Origin of the sequence: Tessaracoccus coleopterorum (assembly GCF_011174705.1) — a bacterium.
Taxonomy (GTDB): domain Bacteria; phylum Actinomycetota; class Actinomycetes; order Propionibacteriales; family Propionibacteriaceae; genus Arachnia; species Arachnia coleopterorum.
In genome coordinates this window covers 2,751,523-2,768,688 of sequence record NZ_JAANIJ010000001.1, presented here as the reverse complement: position 1 = coordinate 2,768,688, position 17,166 = coordinate 2,751,523, and the positions used below count along the sequence as shown (strand labels likewise).

General features: G+C 69.4%; 22 protein-coding genes and 3 pseudogenes. 16 read left to right on the top strand and 9 right to left on the bottom strand.

Annotated elements, in window-relative coordinates:
• The first annotated feature begins 411 nt into the window (after positions 1-411).
• The 16 genes from G7085_RS17805 to G7085_RS17730 all read left to right on the top strand — a co-directional run bounded on the left by G7085_RS17805 (position 412) and on the right by G7085_RS17730 (position 9,898).
• Positions 412-960: a hypothetical protein gene (locus G7085_RS17805; protein WP_197511943.1), complete on the top strand. Its 549-nt coding sequence runs from the start codon at positions 412-414 to the stop codon at positions 958-960.
• Entirely contained in the window at positions 917-1,570 is a 654-nt protein-coding gene (locus G7085_RS17800; RefSeq protein WP_197511942.1) for a hypothetical protein, read from the top strand. Before G7085_RS17805 ends, G7085_RS17800 begins: the two co-directional genes overlap by 44 nt.
• Positions 1,567-2,145, top strand: coding sequence for a hypothetical protein (locus G7085_RS17795; RefSeq protein WP_197511941.1), 579 nt, complete (start codon positions 1,567-1,569; stop codon positions 2,143-2,145). Before G7085_RS17800 ends, G7085_RS17795 begins: the two co-directional genes overlap by 4 nt.
• A complete protein-coding gene (locus G7085_RS17790) occupies positions 2,142-2,465 on the top strand; it encodes a hypothetical protein (protein ID WP_197511940.1) in 324 nt (107 codons plus the stop codon). The genes G7085_RS17795 and G7085_RS17790 overlap by 4 nt, the downstream gene beginning before the upstream one ends.
• A 52-nt stretch (positions 2,466-2,517) precedes the next feature.
• Positions 2,518-3,021, top strand: coding sequence for a hypothetical protein (locus G7085_RS17785; protein ID WP_197511939.1), 504 nt, complete (start codon positions 2,518-2,520; stop codon positions 3,019-3,021).
• 41 nt (positions 3,022-3,062) lie between these two features.
• Complete coding sequence (locus tag G7085_RS17780) at positions 3,063-3,569, top strand: hypothetical protein (protein WP_197511938.1); 507 nt, start codon at positions 3,063-3,065, stop codon at positions 3,567-3,569.
• 98 nt (positions 3,570-3,667) lie between these two features.
• Positions 3,668-4,099: a hypothetical protein gene (locus G7085_RS17775; protein ID WP_197511937.1), complete on the top strand. Its 432-nt coding sequence runs from the start codon at positions 3,668-3,670 to the stop codon at positions 4,097-4,099.
• A 6-nt stretch (positions 4,100-4,105) separates the two neighbouring features.
• Positions 4,106-4,390, top strand: coding sequence for a hypothetical protein (locus G7085_RS27435; RefSeq protein WP_197512960.1), 285 nt, complete (start codon positions 4,106-4,108; stop codon positions 4,388-4,390).
• Positions 4,354-5,241 (top strand): hypothetical protein, encoded by an 888-nt coding sequence (locus G7085_RS17765; RefSeq protein WP_197511936.1) that lies wholly within the window; start codon positions 4,354-4,356, stop codon positions 5,239-5,241. The genes G7085_RS27435 and G7085_RS17765 overlap by 37 nt, the downstream gene beginning before the upstream one ends.
• On the top strand, positions 5,174-5,743 hold the full coding sequence (locus G7085_RS17760) for a DUF5979 domain-containing protein (RefSeq protein WP_331716022.1): 570 nt from the start codon (positions 5,174-5,176) through the stop codon (positions 5,741-5,743). Before G7085_RS17765 ends, G7085_RS17760 begins: the two co-directional genes overlap by 68 nt.
• Entirely contained in the window at positions 5,740-6,258 is a 519-nt protein-coding gene (locus G7085_RS17755) for a DUF5979 domain-containing protein (protein WP_197511934.1), read from the top strand. The genes G7085_RS17760 and G7085_RS17755 overlap by 4 nt, the downstream gene beginning before the upstream one ends.
• Entirely contained in the window at positions 6,255-6,740 is a 486-nt protein-coding gene (locus G7085_RS17750) for a DUF5979 domain-containing protein (RefSeq protein WP_197511933.1), read from the top strand. The genes G7085_RS17755 and G7085_RS17750 overlap by 4 nt, the downstream gene beginning before the upstream one ends.
• Positions 6,737-8,110, top strand: a complete 1,374-nt coding sequence (locus G7085_RS17745; RefSeq protein WP_197511932.1) for a DUF5979 domain-containing protein — start codon at positions 6,737-6,739, stop codon at positions 8,108-8,110. Before G7085_RS17750 ends, G7085_RS17745 begins: the two co-directional genes overlap by 4 nt.
• Positions 8,035-8,406: a hypothetical protein gene (locus G7085_RS17740; RefSeq protein ID WP_197511931.1), complete on the top strand. Its 372-nt coding sequence runs from the start codon at positions 8,035-8,037 to the stop codon at positions 8,404-8,406. The genes G7085_RS17745 and G7085_RS17740 overlap by 76 nt, the downstream gene beginning before the upstream one ends.
• Positions 8,375-8,962, top strand: coding sequence for a DUF5979 domain-containing protein (locus tag G7085_RS17735; RefSeq protein WP_197511930.1), 588 nt, complete (start codon positions 8,375-8,377; stop codon positions 8,960-8,962). Before G7085_RS17740 ends, G7085_RS17735 begins: the two co-directional genes overlap by 32 nt.
• A gap of 111 nt (positions 8,963-9,073) precedes the next feature.
• Complete coding sequence (locus tag G7085_RS17730; protein WP_197511929.1) at positions 9,074-9,898, top strand: sortase family protein; 825 nt, start codon at positions 9,074-9,076, stop codon at positions 9,896-9,898.
• Here the strand turns inward: G7085_RS17730 and G7085_RS17725 are convergent.
• From G7085_RS17725 to G7085_RS17690, 9 genes and pseudogenes are all read right to left on the bottom strand, one after another.
• Positions 9,831-10,037, bottom strand: a complete 207-nt coding sequence (locus G7085_RS17725) for a hypothetical protein (RefSeq protein WP_197511928.1) — start codon at positions 10,035-10,037, stop codon at positions 9,831-9,833. The two genes, G7085_RS17730 and G7085_RS17725, sit on opposite strands and share 68 nt — an antisense overlap.
• A gap of 79 nt (positions 10,038-10,116) precedes the next feature.
• Positions 10,117-10,311 (bottom strand): hypothetical protein, encoded by a 195-nt coding sequence (locus G7085_RS17720; protein WP_197511927.1) that lies wholly within the window; start codon positions 10,309-10,311, stop codon positions 10,117-10,119.
• Between the two features lie 63 nt (positions 10,312-10,374).
• Positions 10,375-10,833: pseudogene (locus G7085_RS33095) on the bottom strand (adenosine deaminase family protein); the annotation flags it as partial.
• 34 nt (positions 10,834-10,867) lie between these two features.
• The gene (locus G7085_RS33090) at positions 10,868-11,269 is read right to left on the bottom strand and encodes a hypothetical protein (protein WP_331715765.1); all 402 of its coding nucleotides are present in this window, start codon (positions 11,267-11,269) and stop codon (positions 10,868-10,870) included.
• 189 nt (positions 11,270-11,458) lie between these two features.
• A pseudogene (locus tag G7085_RS17710) lies at positions 11,459-11,852 on the bottom strand (cytidine deaminase).
• A 1-nt stretch (position 11,853) separates the two neighbouring features.
• Entirely contained in the window at positions 11,854-13,113 is a 1,260-nt protein-coding gene (locus G7085_RS17705) for an ABC transporter permease (protein ID WP_197511926.1), read from the bottom strand.
• Positions 13,114-13,202: 89 nt separating this feature from the next.
• Positions 13,203-14,336 (bottom strand): ABC transporter permease, encoded by a 1,134-nt coding sequence (locus G7085_RS17700; RefSeq protein WP_197511925.1) that lies wholly within the window; start codon positions 14,334-14,336, stop codon positions 13,203-13,205.
• A pseudogene (locus tag G7085_RS33085) lies at positions 14,329-15,885 on the bottom strand (ABC transporter ATP-binding protein). Before G7085_RS33085 ends, G7085_RS17700 begins: the two are co-directional and overlap by 8 nt.
• Positions 15,886-16,019: 134 nt before the next feature.
• On the bottom strand, positions 16,020-17,150 hold the full coding sequence (locus G7085_RS17690; RefSeq protein WP_331715764.1) for a BMP family ABC transporter substrate-binding protein: 1,131 nt from the start codon (positions 17,148-17,150) through the stop codon (positions 16,020-16,022).
• Positions 17,151-17,166: the final 16 nt, after the last annotated feature.

Here is a 17,166-nt window from a genome sequence, read left to right as displayed (position 1 = left end):
GCGGTACGCACGTCCTCAAGTCCACATTGAGCCTTACTGGGGTCGGGTTCGACGGATACCGGCCGACCGGCCAGCCTGCTCACTAACCGCCGCTATCCCCTAGACCGGCGGCCAAGGGCTGTGTTTTTCGTGAAATCGACCACAAGGACTCCGCAGGTTCCTGGCGTTGAGCGCATCGGTGTTGATGCTGTTCTCGAGCCAGGCGGTACTGGGCACCACCGCCAGCGCCGAAGACGCCGGCCTAGATCTCACAAAGACCGTCAAGGGCTGGGAGGCCGACCACAAGGTCTCCCCGGCCAGGAGTTCCAGTACTCGATCTCCGTCACGTGCAATAACGCCACCTTCGGCGGCTGCACGGACGCGTTTCTTCTGGACCCGATCCCGAGCGGACTCATCCTTACCGGGGACCCGGTGATCGAGGGCGTCAACGAGCGCGATCGCACGATGGAGATCGTGGATCCGCAGACGCTGAGCGTCAAGTTCGCGATGGACACCCCCATTGGTAAGGGGATCACCCACGGCACCACGATCACGATCACCGTGCCGGTCAAGGTCGACCCGAACCTCACCCCGGCCGACAGCGGCAAGCCGCTGGTCAACACCGCCACGGCCGACGCGACGAACGCGCCCGAGGCGGAGGCCTCGTTCAGCGTCATCCCCGAGGTCGACGTCGACCTCGAGGCGACGCCCACCAAGGAGTTCGTGCCCGACACCGGGCTCGCCGCCGCGGGTACCAAGACCACCTTGAAGGCCACGGCGGCCAACACGTCAAACGTCCCGGTCGAGACCATCACGCTGACCGATCCGTCCGACCCGGCCGCCAGGCCGTTCCAGCACCTCGGCCTGACCGGTGCCCCGACCCTGACGCTTCCCCCGGCGCCGAGGCGGCGCAGGTTGACGTCTACGTCGACGACGCATGGGTCAGCGGCGTCGCGGGCCCCTCCCCGCCCAGCTGCCTGACGGCGTCGATCCCGCGACCGTCGCCGGGATCCGCATCTCGTACCTGAGCACCGACGGCGCCGACATCGAGCCGATGGCCACCGGCACCGCCGAGCTCGACCTCGTTGCCCGCGAGTCGATCACGGGCGTCACCAGCATCGACAACACGGTCTCCGCCACCGTCACCGTCGGCGAGGACTCCTCCGATCCCGGCACCGACACCGGCGTCTTCACCCCGGCCGCCGCCACCATCCCGCTGCAGACCACCAAGACGTTCAACCCCGACGTCACGGCAGCCGGCGAGAGCAGCACCGTCACCCTGACGGCGACCAACACCAGCACCCGCGTCCTCGAGTCGCTCACCATCCGCGAACCCGGCACCGGCACCGCCCCGCTCGGCACCACGCTGACCTACGGCGGCTGGGCCAACGGCGCCCAGTGGCCCAACGGCGCCACCGCGCTGAGGGTCACCTACCTCGTCGAGGTCGACGGCGTGACCTCCGAGGTCACCATCGAGTCGAGCACCCCCGGCCGGATGCCCGCCGTCCCGAGGGCCGCGTCGTCGGCTTCACCGCCACCTACACCGGCGCGATCGTCGCCGGTGCCGAGGCGAAGATCCCCTTCACCGTGACCTCCGATCCCGCCCAGGACGCCGACGAGTACACCCACCACAACGACATCGCCGCGTCGTCGGTCGCCCCGGCGGCTACTCCGGCAGCGCCACCGCCGAGGACGACCTCCTCACCTACGAGCGTCGCGTCGCCGTCGACACCGGAAAGACGATCGCCCCTCCTCCATCACCGGCGTCGCCGGCGAGGACGTCGTCGTGCGCCTCACGGGCAAGGTGTTGCCCTTCCCCAGTCGAGCGTCCCGGCCAACGAGATGATCATCACCGACTCCACCTCCGAGTGGTACGACGCGATGCGCCCCACCCGCATCGCCTCCACCCCGGTGCCCACCAACGCCACCCTGACCGTCCAGTACCTGGCGGGTGGGGTCTGGATCGACGTCCCCAACATGGTCGATCTCCCCGGCGGCGTGCACAGCATCGCCTTCCCGGACGACGTGCGTGCCTCGGCCCTCGGCATCCGCTTCGTCTACACCAGCGAGGAGGGCTTCGTGCCCGACTCCTCGCTCGCCCCCAACCTCGGCTTCGAGCTCAAGAACCCGTCACCGAGGAGACCCGGCTCCAGAACTGCGCCGTGACCGAGGCCTCCGCCGACGGCGACATCGATGCCTCCGCCGTCACCACCGACCCGTGCCCGCAGCTCACCGTGTTCCCCGAGGGCGTCGGTGAGGGCCCCGGCAACGGCGGCGCCGTCGGCATCGACAAGTCCTGGTCGGATTCTTCGGTCGGCGAGCGCACCCAGGGCCAGTCGACGACCGTCCTGAAGTGGGGTGCCTACCGCTCCAACCTCAAGCAGGTCACCGTCTCCGACGAGGTCGCCCCACCGCTCGCAAGATCGCCGGCTCGGTGTTCAACAGCTTCGATCTGGTCAACATCTGGCTCGGATCCGACCCGCTGATGAAGTACGACCGCGTCGCGCGCGTCGAGCTCTACTCCCTGTCGCAGGACACGTGGGTCAGGAAGGCGAACGACCCTGCCCCACCGCCTGCAACGGCACCCTGCCCACCATCAACCTGACCGACGGCGAGCGCGCCGACACCATCGGCGTGCGCCTCGTCCTCGAGGAGAGCCCCAACCGCCTCGCGATCAGCGCGAACGATCCGCTGGCCCCGGCGGTCGGAAGCGGAGTCGCCCGCTCCAACGACGGCACCGTGCGTCAGCTGAACCTGCGCTTCCAGCTGCGCGACGAGCTGCGCGTCTCCCCCAGCGGTAAGCCCGAGCCCGTGCTCTCCACCTCGACGCTCAGCGGAGGTAAGGGCATCGTCGCCAACGCGGCCGGCATCACCGGCCTGCCCAGCAACGGCGATCAGCCCGCCGTGAACGACACCGATGACGCCACGATCAGCGTCACGGACGTGCCCCCGCCATCGACGTCACCAAGGAGTGGACCGGCGGCCCGCTCGCCGTCCCCGCCCCCGGCACCCCGAAGGAGAGCTGGCCGAGCGCCAAGCTGACGATCGGAGTCAAGAACGCCACCCCGGCCCGCGTCGACCGGATGGAGCTCCTGGAACCCGTCAACACGCCGAACCCGTTCGACACGTTCGACATCACGGCCATCCGCATCGCCAACCCCGCCGGCGCCGGAGTCTCCGGCACCGTGACGCTCACCTACGCCGACGGCACGACCGGGAAGTTCACGACCGCTGACGCCGCCGACCTGACGGCCGCCCAGCTGGACAACGTGGTCGGCCTCCACGTCGACTGGTTGGGCCGCATCAGCGCGGGAACCACCGGCACCGTCACGCTGGACACACGCCTGCGCGAGTTCGTCCGGGGCAGTGAGACCCGGGTGACCACCGGCCTGACCGTCCCGAACGAGGCCCGTGGCACCGTCAGCGACCTGATCGGCTACGACCAGCAGAAGTACCCCAAGGAGAGCGTCACCAAGACCGACGACGCCACCATCGAGACCGTGACCGAGAAGATCTCGGTCAAGGTGACCAAGCAGATCGACCCCGGGAGCCAGCGGGAGCCCGACCGCGGCCCGTCACGGTCAATCTGACCGGTCAGCCCGCCGGTCCCTCGCGCAGCGACGAGCTGCACATCACCGACACCGACGCCACCTTCTGGAACGCGTTCGACTTCACGGGGTTCAGCCCGGTGAGGTTCACCTCGCCCATCAACAAGGCACGGGTCGACGTGCTCGTCGACGCGGAGTACACCGTGGTCGACGGTGACGTCGCCGCCGAGGGCGGCCGCTGGGTGGAGGGTCAGGCGATCACCGCCGACGACACCACCCCGACGCTTCCGGCCGGCGTGACCACCGACCAGGTGCGCGGCGTGCGCTTCGTGTTCACGAAGCAGGACGGCTCCATCATCGAGAACCCGGCCAACCCGGTCCAGCCGGCGGCGTTCACCGTCACCCGGCGCGACGACCTGCGCACCGGCGGCGCGGTCCCGAGCACACTGCTCGGCAACCAGGCCGCCCCGGCGAGGCGGCCCCGGCCACTTCGAAAACACCGCGACCGCGGACACCTGGGGCCCCTCCGCCGACGGCCACCGCCTGCACGCCGACGCCACGGACGACGCTGAGTACACATACGCGCATCGCCGCAGCAAGGTTACGGTCAAGAAGTCCGCGAGCGCGCAATCCCGGGCCCTGACTCACCCATCACGTACACGCTGACCTTCACGAACAGCGGCGAGATCGCGATCACCGACCCGGTGATCACGGACACGCTCCCGAGCGATGCCGAGGGCCCGCTGCTGCTCCTCGATGAGGATGCATCCCAGCCCTACGGGTACTCCCTGCTGGGGCTCGCCCCACCCCGCCCAACGGCCCGGCCATGCCCGTCGACCCGACTGACGTCGACGTCGCGGTAACGCCCACGAAGCTCACCTTCACGTTCCCGAAGGGCACCGTGCTCGAGGTGGGCCAGACCTACACCGTCACCGTCGCGATGAAGTCACGACCCAATCTCACCGCGAACACCTCGGTCACCAACACCACAGGTATCTCCGGGGAGCGCCCGTGGGATGAGTGCGATGGAACGCTGGACGGTAGGGAGTGCACCAACACCTCCACCGTGAAGATGAGCTCCGCAGGTGCCCTACGAGGTTTCAAGGCTGTCCGGGCAATCGACACCCAGCTCGGCGTCCTCGACACCCGCAATACCGGCTGCACCGCCGACGAGGACGGCTTCTACGTCGGTGGCTGCGTGCCCGTCACCAAGCCCGGCGGCGATGAGGTCTGGCGACTCACCTGGGTCAACACGGGCAACCTGCCCTACGACCAACTCACGGCCCTCGACCAACTGCCCGCAGTCAACGACACCACGGTGATCGTCGACAACAAGCGGGGCTCGCAGTGGCGGCCGATCCCCAAGTCGGTCTCGCTCGTCGGAGCCGAACGCGGGTCCGTCAGCAAGGTGACCGTCTGGACGACCACCAACGCCGACATCTGCCCCAACGACCTCAACCAGGGTGGATCCTGCCCGGATGTCGCGTGGGTGCTGGCCGACGAGGAGGTGTCCCCTGCCAACGGCTGGAGCGTCGGCCTGCCCGCCGACACGCAGGCGCTGAAGTTCCAGTTCGAGTTCAAGGATCAACTGGCCCCGCAGGGACCGTCAAGATGGACATCACCACCACCACCCCGGCCCAGTCCCCATCGTCGACGGCGACACGATCGCCTGGAACAACATCGCCCAGGCGGCCCGCGCGGTCGACGGCGGTAGCACCAGGTGGATCCCTCGCAACGAGTCGAACAAGGTCGGCGTCGCGCTGGCCGTCGCGCCGCTGACGATCGAGAAGGTCGTCACCGGCGAGGCAGCCTCGTTTGCGCCCGGTTCGTTCGACCTGACGCTGTCGTGCGTCTCGGTCGGCGAGGACGTCGTGCTCGGCGACCGCGCCAACCTGACGCTGAAGGCCGGCGAGCCGGTCACTGTCAGCGACATCCCGTGGGGCTCGACCTGCACCGTGACCGAGAAGCCGGGCTCCGGCGCGACCGGTTTCGAGGCGACCGAGGTCACCGTCACCTCCCGTGACGCGGAGAACGCGGCCACCATCACGGCCACCAACCGCTACGACCTCGCCTCGCTGGTGGTCGACAAGACGGTGGGCACGAAGGCGAAGGACCAGGACGGCAACGCGCTCGACCACGGCACCTTCGACTTCTCCGCGACGTGCACCTTCCTCGGTGAGGTGGTCGTTGCCGACGGCTTCGACGCCTCCCCATGAAGTTCACCCTGGCCGACGGCGGGTCCCGCGAGCTGACGGGCCTGCCCGCCGGCGCCGCCTGCACCGTCACGGAGTCCGCGCCGCTGAACATCGACACCGTCACCACCGAGTGGACCGCCGGGGATGAGAGCGGCACCGGCACCGGATTGTCGGAGTCGATCACGCTCGCCCCGGATGCAGAGGGCAAGCCGGCCAACACCCAGTCGTGGACCAACGACTTCGCCACCTCCGAGCTGTGGCTCACCAAGATCGTCACCGGCGACGGTGCCGACGAATGGGGCCAGCGCGAGTTCACCTTCACCGTCTCCTGCGTTGACGGCGACGACAACCGCGTCTGGTACAAGGAGGGCATCACGCTCGGCGGCGAACACGACCTGACCTACAAGATCAGCGACGTGTGGGCCGACGCCACCTGCACGGTCACCGAGACCCGCAACGGCGGCGCCACCGACACGGTGATCGCCCCCAGGGTCCGGTCACGCTCGACCCGTCCGAACCGACCGCCGTCACGGTGACCAACACCTTCAACGTCGGCTCCATCGGGGTCACCAAGGCCCTGGCCGGCAACGGCGCGAACCTGATCGATCCCGAGATCGAGTTCTCCGTCCAGCTCGAGTGCGTGGCCGACATCGACGGCGAGCAGGTCACCCTGCCGCTGCCCGACGACGGCCTCGTCACCCTGTCGCAGGCGACCTCGCTCGAGGCCACCTACGAGAACCTGCCCATCGGCGCCAGCTGCACGCTGACCGAGCCCGGCGACGGAGGCGCGGTCGCCGTGGACATCACGCCCGCGACCGTCGTCGTCGGCGGCGAGCAGGCCGAGATCACCGTCACGAACACGTTCACGGCCGCCTCGCTCGAGGTGACCAAGGACATCACGAAGTCGGCGCTCGACGCCTCGGGTGAGCCGGTCGACCACGGAAAGTTCGACTTCACGGTCGAGTGCACCTTCCAGGACCGTCCGGTCCTCGCGACCGGCTTCACCACCACCCCATGACGTTCCAGCTGGCCGACGGCGAGAGCCGCGTCCTCACCGGCCTGCCCACCGGCAGCGCCTGTGACGTCACCGAGGGTGAGGCCCACAACCTCGACTCCGTCGAGAACACGTGGGCCGCCGAGGAATGGACCGCCACCACCGAGGGCCCGGATGCGACCGGCACGCTGGTCGCCGATCCCGAGGACGGCGTGGGCAACTCCGTGACGTACCGCAACGCGTTCACCACCTCCGAGCTGGCGATCACCAAGGTCGTCACCGGTGAGGGGGCGGAGCGCTACAGCACCGACGCGTTCGTCGTCGGCGTGGTGTGCGTCGACGGTGACGAGCGCGAGGTGTGGAACGGCACCGTCAACCTCGGCGGCGAACACGGCCTCGAGGCCACCATCGGCGACCTGTGGGCCGACGCCACCTGCACCATCACGGAGCCGGTCACCGGCGGCGCGACGCACGTCACGTTCTCCCGGAGGGCCCGATCACGCTCGACCCGGCCGCCCGGCCGAGGTGACCGTCACCAACACCTTCGACGTCGGCTCCGTCGCCGTCACCAAGGTGATCGACGGCACGGGCGCAGAGTTCCTGCCGGAGTCGACCGAGTTCCAGGTCCAGCTCGCCTGTGTGGCGGACGTGGACGGCGAGACGGTCGACGTCGCGCTGGACGGCGACGGCCTGGCGACCCTCTCCCCGGCCACGGGCTGAGCGTCAGCTACGACAACCTGCCGGTCGGCGCGCGGTGCACCCTCACCGAGCCGGTCGACGGTGGCGCGGCACGCACCGAGATCACGCCGGAGACGGTCACCGTGGGCGACGAGCCCGCGGAGATCACCGTCACCAACGACTACGACCTCGCCTCGCTCGAGGTGAGCAAGCTGATCACGAGGTCGGCGTTCGACGCCGACGGGGAACCGGTCGACCACGGGTCGTTCGACTTCACCGTCGAGTGCACCTTCCTCGACCGGGCCGTCGTGGCCGAGGGCTTCGAGCCGGGTGAGCCGATGCGCTTCAGCCTGGCCGACGGCGAGACGCGCGTGCTGACCGGCTTCGTCGCGGGTACCTCGTGTGAGGTGACCGAGGCGGAGGCCCTGAACCTCGAGAGCGTCGAGTCGACCTGGCTGACCGCCGTGGTCGAGGAGCCGACCGACGAGCCCACCGGGGAGCCGACCGACGAGCCCACCGGGGAGCCGACCACCGAGCCGACCACTGAGCCCACCGGGGAGCCCACCACCGAGCCGACAGAGCAGCCCGGCGAGGAGCCGTCGGACGGCTCCGTGGAGGGCCGGTCAACTCGGGCATCCTGGTGGCCGACGACGAGGAGGGCACCGCCAACGCGGTGGAGTTCCGCAACGCCTTCCGCACCTCCGAGCTTGCACTGAGCAAGCTGGTGGTCGGAGACGGTGTCGAGCTCTACAGCACCGACGAGTTCCTGCTCAACGTGGTGTGTGTCGACGCGGACGACCGCGAGGTCTTCAACGCCGACATCCCTTCGGCGGCGAGCACGGCCTCGAGGCCACCATCCGTGACCTGTGGGCCGACGCGACCTGCACCGTCACCGAGCCGGTCACCGGCGGTGCGACCAGCACCACCTTCTCCCCGAGGGCCCCGTCACCCTGAACCCCGACGAGGCCACCGCGGTCGAGGTGACCAACCGGTTCGACCTCGGCCAGGTTGAGGTGTCCAAGCTCATCGGGGGTACCGGCGCCGCCCAGGTTCCCGCCGACACCGAGTTCGTGGTCCAGCTGGAGTGCACGGCCGTGGTGGATGGCGAGACCTACGGCATCGAGCTGGAGGACGAGGGACGCGTGACGCTGTCGAAGGGCACCGCCCTGACCGCCACGTACGTGGACCTGCCGCTGGGGGCGAGCTGCTCGCTGACCGAACCGGTCACCGGCGGCGCGGCCTCCTCGACCATCTCCCGGAGACGGTCACGGTTGGTGAGGACGCGGAGTTCACCGTGCTCAACACCTTCGACGCCAAGCCGCTGGGCCCCGACTCGGAGACCGGTGCCGAGGCGGGCGCGGGACGCCCCGTCGCCCCGCTCATCGGCGCGGGCGTGGCGGCCCTGCTGGCCGCGTTCGGTGGCCTCATGGCGCTGCGTCGCCGACGCGCGTGACCCGAGGCCGCAGGGCGGGCACCGTCACCTGGACGGTGTTCGCCCTGACGGCCGCGGTGGTGGCGGCGGTGCTGGCCGGAACCTGGTTCCGGTCGGCACCGCCGCTTCCGTCTGATGCGCCCGCGATCTCGCGGGGACCCGCATCGCCGTCGACCTGCCGACCGAGGCCGAGGCACAGGCCGAGGACACCGGGCTCACGTTCGACGCCCCGTCACAGGGGCTCTCCGTGCCGCTGCGCTCCGCGGTGGTCACAGGAGGGACGATCAACCCACCCACCCTCACGGACGCCTACTGGTACCGCGACTTCAGCGATCCCGCGGACCCGTCCGGCGACACCGTCATCGTCGGCCTGCACTCCGTGCGCGGAGGCCATGGGCCGGGCAACGCGTTCGCCGACCGGGTCGCCGGCGGCGACGAGCCGCAGATCCACATCCGGCCCGGCGATCCGATCCTGCTGGAGGACGCATCCTTCGTGGTGACCGCCGTGGAGGTGCAGGGCAAGCAGGCCACCGCGGAGGACGCGCGGATCTGGGCGGACGGCGCGCACGACCTCGTGGTGCTCACCTGCCTGATCGACCCGGGGTCGCGCTCGCCGCCCAGCCGAACCTGGTGGTGTTCGCCTCGCGGAGCTGAGGGACTAGGGGCTGCCGGTCAGATAGCCGTAGCGGTGATGCTCGACGAACCCGAGCGACCCGTACAGCCCAGCGCCTCCTCGTTGCCCGCCTCGACCTGCAGGGCGAGGTACCGGGCACCCCGCGGTGCCCTCGGCCATCAGTGCGCGCGTCACGGCCCGCCCGAGCCCGCTCCCCGCCGATCGGGCCGCACCGCGATGTCGGTCAGGACGGCCCACCGCCCGTTGACGGCGACCCTCCCGACGGCGTCATCACCGATCCGCAGGTATGAGGCGGGCGCTCCGCCCATTTCCTCCAGCCTCCCGGGTTCCTGCTCCGCGACCGCGACCCATGCCCGGTCCGGCGCGTCCGTCAGGATCGCGTCCGACGCATCCGGCCCTCCGGAGCCGCCCGCACCAGCACCAGCGTCTCCCGGGTGACGGCCATCCCCGCGGCGAGCGCCGCGTCCGCCGTCCGGCCACCGAGCACGGCCTGCAGCGTGGCCGGCCGGCCGTACCAGTCGGCCGCGGCGGCCAGCGCCTCCGGGAAGGGGAGCTCCGGGTCGCCGACCGCGAGCACCGAGTTGGCGCGCCCGGTGGCCCCCGCCCCTCGCGCAGCAGCCAGCCGCCCAGGCGGGCGCGCCGCAGCCCGGGCCAGGTCAGGTCGAGGACGCGCTCCACGGCCTCCGCGTCGGAGGCGGGCAGCACGGTGCGCACAGGGATGGCCCGGATGGCGGTCGCCTCGGCCCGCGGCACCCAGACGGCGCCCTGTCGTCGGGGAGCACCACGAGCCACTCGTCGTTGGCGGCCACCAGGTGACCCACCACATCACCGGCCGCGCCGGTCGGGGACACCCGCCGCACGCTCACCCGTCTCGTGTCCGGGCCGGGCGCCGGGATGATCCGCGGGCGTCCACGTCAGCGGTTCCGGGCGGCCTCGTAGGCCGGCCGGATCACCTCGCGGACGATGGTCTCGCGCTGGTCGTGCGGCAGGAACGCCGCACGCATCGCGTTGACCGTCGTCTGCTCGATGTCGTCCAGGTCCCAGCCGAACGTCTCCACCAGGCGGGCGTACTCGGCCGTCATGGTGGTGGCGCTCATCAGCCGGTTGTCGCAGTTGATGGTGACGTTGAAGCCGAGGTCCTTGAGGAGCTCGACGGGGTGCTCGGAGAGCACGGCCGCGATGCCCGTCTGGAGGTTCGACGACGGGGCCACCTCGAGCGGGATCTGCTTGTCACGCACGTAGGCGGCCAGCCTCCCGAGTTTCGCGATGCCGTCGGTGATCCGGATGTCCTCCACGATCCGTACGCCGTGCCCGAGCCGGTCCGCGCCGCACACCTGCACGGCCTCCCAGATCGACGGGAGCCCGAAGGCCTCCCCGCATGGATGGTGAAGAACATGTTGTTGCGCTTCAGGAAGTCGAAGGCGGGCGCGAACCGCCGTGGGGGAAGCCGTCCTCGGCTCCCGCGATGTCGAAGCCGCACACCGAGTCGTCGCGGTAGGCGAGCGCCAGTTCCGCGATCGCCAGGGTGGGTTCCGCGTGCCGCATGGACGTGACGATCTGCCGCACGACGATGGGGTTGCCTGCGGCCGCGGCCTCCCGCATGCCCTCGGCCAGACCGTCCCGCACCGCCTCCACCGCGCCCTCGAGACTGAGCCCACGCTGCAGGTGCTGTTCCGGTGCCCACCTGGCCTCGGCGTAGACCACCCCGTCGGCGGCCTGGTCGACGGCGAACTCACGCGCCACGCGGGCCAGGTGCGGAGCGGTCTGCATCGCCGCGACGGTGTGTTCGAACGTCTCGAGGTAACGCACGAGCGACCCGGAGTCGGCCGCCTCGTAGAACCACTCCCCAGCTCCGCGGGATCGGTGCTCGGCAGGGTGTGCCCCACCTCGGCGCAGTGCTCCACCACCGTGGTGGGCCGCAGCCCACCATCGAGGTGGTCGTGCAGTGCGACCTTCGGCAGCGTCCTGATCGTCCCGGTGCTCAGCAAGGCGGCTCCTTCAGCTCCTGGCGTGGGTGAGGTCGTCAGGCCGAAGGCCTGGGAAGCAGCTCCGCCATCGTGACGATGCCGCCGGGGTTTCGAGCAGGAGATCCGATCCGCCGTGCTCGAACAGCAGTTGCCTGCAGCGTCCGCAGGGCGTGATCACCTCGCCCAGCCGGTTCACGCAGGTGAAGGCCACCAGGCGGCCCCGCCGCCCGCGAACAGCGAGGAGACGAGCCCGCACTCTGCGCACAGCACCACGCCGTAGGCCGCGTTCTCCACGTTGCAGCCCGACACGATCCGCCCGTCGTCGACCAGCGCCGCCGCCCCACCGGATACCCGGAGTAGGGCGCGTACGCGCGGGCGGCGAGGGCGACCGCCTCAGCCCGCAGGGCCTCCCAGTCGATGCCCATGTCAGTGTGTCTTGACGAAGTGGGCGCCGTCGGCCGCGGGCGCGCGGACGCGACCCACGAGCCCGGCGACGGCGACGATGGTCGCGATGTAGGGCAGCATCTCGATGAACTCGCTGGGAATCGGCAGCGCCATCGGCTTGGTGGTCTGCGCGAGCGCCCGGAGGAAGCCGAAGAACAGCGCGGTGAGCGCGCCGAGGATCGGGTTCCAGCGGCCCATGATCACGGCGGCCAGCGCGATGAAGCCGTTGCCGGCGGTCGGGTTGTTGTCCTGGAAGGCACCCACCGAGCCGATGGTGAAGTATGCGCCGCCGAGGCCGGCGAACACACCTCCCAGCAGCACCGCGGAGGCCTTGGTGCCCACCACGTTGATGCCGACGGTGTCTGCAGCGTGCGGGTGCTCCCCGACCGCGCGGACCCGCAGTCCCCACTTCGTGCGGTAGATCAGGAACCACACGAGGATGATCGAGAAGAACGCGATGTAGGTCAGCGGCCGCTGGTTGAACAGGATCGGCCCGATGAACGGGATCTTGTCGAGACCGGGAACAGCCATCGGCATCATCGGCCGCACGTTGCTGTAGGTGGCCAGGTCCTTGGCGACAAGCTGCTGGTAGATGAAGCCCGTGAGTCCCGTGGCCAGCACGTTGATGACGACGCCGATGATGACGTGGTCGACGAGGTACTTGAGCGTGAACAGCGCGAGCACGCCGGCCATCATGACGCCCGCCAGCGCGGCGGCGAACAGGCCCGCGATGAACGACTGGGTCAGGGAGAAGGTCAGCGACGCCGCGAAGGCGGCCGTGAGGAACATGCCCTCGATCGCGATGTTGACGACACCGGCCCGCTCAGCGAGCACGCCACCGAGCACGCCGAAGAACAGCGGCGTGGCGTAGGCGAGGGTCAGGTTGAGCTGGCTTGTCAGTGTGAAGGGCAGGGTGGAGCTGGCCGCGATCCACACCAGGAATCCGACGAGCACCCCGAGGCCCGCCACGATGCCCGCGACGTTGCGCCATCCCTTGGGAAGCCTGCCGGACAGGATTCCGATGCCGGACGCGATCACCAGCAGGGCGCAGATCGCGACCGTCGGGGTGCCCGGCACCTCGATGCTCGGAAGCTGCACGTCGTCGAACGCGTCGGACAGCGCGATGATGCCCGACTTGGTGAGGGTGAAGGCCATCGCGAGGAGCGCGACCCCGATCACCGTGACGAGCGATCCCGTCGAGAGGCGCTGGGCCTTGGCGGCCGGCGACTCGATCCGTTCCATCGCCGCGATCTCGGGGTGATGACAACCGTTTCGCTGCTCATGCCGCAGCCACCTCCGCCTTCTTGGGCTCGTTCCGGGTGGGCCTGGACCTACGTTCCTTCAGGAACGGCAACAGCCACACGACGAAGGCCGGGGCCGCCACGAACAGCACCACGAGGGCCTGGATCAGGTCGGTGAGTTTGTCGGGGGTGTCGGCCATCGTCACCATGGTGCGGCGCGACGCCTTGAGGGCCCGAACAGCAGGCCCGCGAAGATGACCCGAGCGGGCGTGACCGTCCCAGCAGGGCGACCGTGATGGCGTCGAATCCGAGCGTGCCGATGATCGTGCCGGTCATCTGCGGCGGGGTGCCGGTGAGCGCCTCGGGCGCCGTCACCATCATCACGCCGCCGAGACCGGCGAGGGCGCCGGCGATGGCCATGGTGGCCATCGTGACATTGCTGACGGATGCACCGGCCGTCGCGGCGGCGTTGGGGTTCAGGCCGATGGCCTTGAGGTTGATGCCGAACTTCGTGCGCTCAAGCAGCCACCAGATGACGAAGGCCGCGATCAGGGCGAGCAGGAAGCCGAGGTGCAGGCTGCTGTCCGCGATGCGCGGCATGGTGGCCGACCACTCGAGCACCGGTGAGATCGGATCGGCCCGGCCGGGTGCCTGGAATGCGGGCTGCAGCATGAAGTACGCGAGCAGGCTGGAGGCGACGTAGTTCATCATGATGGTGAGGATCACCTCGTGCGCGCCGGACTTCGCCTTCAGGATGCCGACGATGCCGCCCCAGATCGCGCCCGCGAGCATGCCGACCAGGATCACCAGCGGCAGGTGGACGAACAGCGGGAGGCCCTTCACGGTGAAGCCGACGTACGCCGCGAACAGCGCACCGACCATGGCCTGGCCCTGCGCACCGATGTTGAACAGCCCTGCGCGGAAGGCGACCGCGACGGCGAGTCCCGCGGAGATCAGCGGGGCTGCTTCACGGGTGGTGTTGGTGATGGCGCCCCACGATCCGACCGAGCCGACCCACATGGCGTGGAAGGTGGTGGCGATCTTGTCCCACGACGCCGAGAGCGCGTCGCCCGGGCGGGTGAAGAAGTAGGTCCACTTCGCGGCGACCTCGGCGTCGGCGAACACCATCACGATGGCACCGACGAGGAACGCAAGCAGGAGGGATGCGATCGTGATGATCGTGTTCTGCACCCAGGCCGGCCTGCCTGTCGAGCGCTCAGACATGGGTTCCCTCCTGGGTGGTTGCGACGGCGTCCTCGTAGGGCACGCCTGCCATCATGAGGCCGAGCACGTCACGCGGCGTGTCCGGGTCGACGATCCCGACGATACGGCCGCGGTACATGACGGCGATCCGGTCGGCGAGCGACTCGACCTCCTCCAACTCGGTGGAGACGATCATGACGGCGGTGCCGCGGTCGCGTTCCTGAACGATGCGCGTGTGCAGGAACTCGATGGCGCCGACGTCAACACCGCGGGTGGGCTGCGAGGCGAGCAGCAGCGAGAGGGGCCGCGAAAGCTCGCGGGCCAGCACCACCTTCTGCTGGTTGCCGCCGGAGAGCGACATCACAGGCTGGGTATGCGAGCTCGACCGGATGTCGAACTCCTCGATGCGCGCCACGGCGTTGTCGGCGATGGCCCGCAGGTGGAGCGACCCGAACTTCGAGAACTCGTCGAGGTTGTCGAGCACCAGGTTCTCGGCGATGGAGAACTCGCCGACGAAGCCGTCACGGTGCCTGTCCTCGGGCACGTAACCGAGACCGGCCTTGATCGTCCTGGCCGGCTTGGCGTGGGTGATGTCGACGCCGTCGAGCGAAACGCGGCCTGAGCTGGGCGACATGGTGCCGAGGATCGCCTCGGCCAGTTCGCTCTGCCCGTTGCCCTGCACGCCCGCGATGCAGAGGATCTCTCCCCGCGCACGGTGAGGCTGAGGTCGTCGACGGCGACCGCACCGGAGGGCGAGGCGACCGTGAGGTTCTCGATCACGATGCGGTCCGCGCCGGGCACGGCGGGTGTCTTGTCGACGGTCAGGGAGACGGAGCGGCCGACCATCATGGCCGCCAACTCACCCTCGGAGGTACCCGGCTCCGCCATGCCGACCACCTTCCCGCGGCGGATCACGGTGATGTCGTCTGCGACCTCACGGACCTCGCGGAGCTTGTGCGTGATGAACACGATCGCCCGGCCCTCGTCACGCAGGGACTTCATCACGAGCATCAGCTCGTCGATCTCCTGCGGGTGAGGACGGCGGTGGGCTCGTCGAAGATGAGGTAGTTGGCGTCGTGTGCGAGCGCCTTGAGGATCTCGACCCGCTGCTGGATGCCGACGGGGAGGTCCTCGACGAGCGCGTCGGGTCGACGTCGAGCTTGTAGCGTTCGCTCAGCTCACGGACCTTGCGACGCGCCGACTCCAGGTCGAGGATGCCCGCCCGGCTCGGCTCGTGGCCGAGCACCATGTTCTCCGCGACGGTGAAGACCGGGATCAGCATGAAGTGCTGGTGGACCATGCCGATGCCCGCGGCCATCGCCTGCTTCGGGTTGGTGAGGGCGAGCTGCTGATCACCGAGCGTGATCTCACCCTCGTCGGGCTGCAGCAGGCCGAAGAGGATGTTCATCAGGGTCGACTTGCCTGCGCCGTTCTCACCCAGCAGGCAGTGGATCCGGCCCGGGACCACATCCACGGTGATCTGGTCGTTGGCAGTCAGCGTCCCGAATCTCTTGGTGATGCCGCGGAGCGACAGCACCGCGGATCCGGTCGCCGGTTCAGTTGTGCTCACGGGTTTGTCCTCCCTTAGCCCTCCGTTGGGGCCAGCGTAGCGGGTCGGCTGTGACCCGCGTTGTCAGACAGTGGAGGAGGGGCGCTGTCCCCAGCGCCCTCCTCCGGCTGTGTGATTTCAGTTGTGTGCGTGCATCACTTGGGCTGCGACGGCGAGGTGATCGCGATCGTGCCGCTGATGATGTCGGCCTTGATCTGATCGAGCTCGGCCTGCAGGCCTCGGGCATCTTCGACTCGAAGTCGTGGAACGGGGCGAGCGCGACGCCGTCGTTCTCCAGCGTGCCGACGAACGGGTCGGAGCTGAAGGTGCCCTCGAGCGAGGCCTTGATCGAGTCGAACACGGCGAGGTCCATGGCCTTCGTGACCGAGGTCACGATCTGGGGCCGAACTCGGGGCCGAGATGAAGCCGTCGGTGTCGACCCAGACGGCGTTGACCTTGCCACCGGACTCCTGGGCGGCCTGCAGCGCGCCGAGGCCGGCGGGGCCGGCAACCGGCATGATGATGTCGGCGCCCTGGGCGATCAGCGTGGCGGCGGTGTTCTTGCCACCGGGGATGTCACCGAACGGGTTGTTGCCGCCGACGAACTGGCCGTCCTGCGCGGCCTCGTCCCAGCCGATGACCTTGACGGAGGCGCCCTTGGTCTCGTTGTAGTACGAAACGCCCTGCGCGAAGCCGTCCATGAAGATCGTCACGGTCGGGTACTTCGCGCCACCGAAGGTGCCGACGGTGCCCGAGGTGGACATTGCGGCGGCGGCGTACCCGGCCATGAACGCGGGCTGGGCGGTGTTGAAGATCAGGCCACGGGCATTGTCGACGCCCTCGAAGGAACCGTTGTCGACGATGGTGAACTGGACGTCGGGGTTCTGCTTCGCGGCGGCCTCGGTGGCGGTCGCAAGGGCGAAGCCGACGGTGATGACGATGTTGCACTTGGCGTCGATCATCGACTGGACGTTGCCGGCGTACTCGCCCTCGGCGTTGGACTCGATCTGCTTGGTCTGGATGCCGAGCTCGTCCTTGGCCTTCATCATGCCGTTGTAGGCGGTCTCGTTGAACGACTTGTCATCGAAGCCGCCGGCGTCGGAGACCATGCAGGCGAGGAAGTCGCTGGCTCCGGCACCTTCCGTGGCTGCGGGCGCGGACGTGGCCGGGGCCGACGCGCCCCCGGTGGCCGAAGGGCTGGTGGTGCTCGGCGGCTGGGCGCAGCCGGAGAGCGCGAGGGCGGAAGCGCTGGCGACCGCCAGGATGCTCAGCAGGGACTTCTTCACGAAGGATCCTCCTAGG

Bases quoted from the DNA above. Each gene is read 5' to 3' on its own strand.
- G7085_RS17800 (WP_197511942.1), top strand. From the start codon at position 917: ATGGGTCAGCGGCGTCGCGGGCCCCTCCCCGCCCAGCTGCCTGACGGC.
- G7085_RS17780 (WP_197511938.1), top strand. From the start codon at position 3,063: ATGGAGCTCCTGGAACCCGTCAACACGCCGAACCCGTTCGACACGTTC.
- G7085_RS17765 (WP_197511936.1), top strand. From the start codon at position 4,354: ATGCCCGTCGACCCGACTGACGTCGACGTCGCGGTAACGCCCACGAAG.
- G7085_RS17755 (WP_197511934.1), top strand. From the start codon at position 5,740: ATGAAGTTCACCCTGGCCGACGGCGGGTCCCGCGAGCTGACGGGCCTG.
- G7085_RS17745 (WP_197511932.1), top strand. From the start codon at position 6,737: ATGACGTTCCAGCTGGCCGACGGCGAGAGCCGCGTCCTCACCGGCCTG.
- G7085_RS17705 (WP_197511926.1), bottom strand. From the start codon at position 13,113: ATGGAACGGATCGAGTCGCCGGCCGCCAAGGCCCAGCGCCTCTCGACG.
- G7085_RS17700 (WP_197511925.1), bottom strand. From the start codon at position 14,336: ATGTCTGAGCGCTCGACAGGCAGGCCGGCCTGGGTGCAGAACACGATC.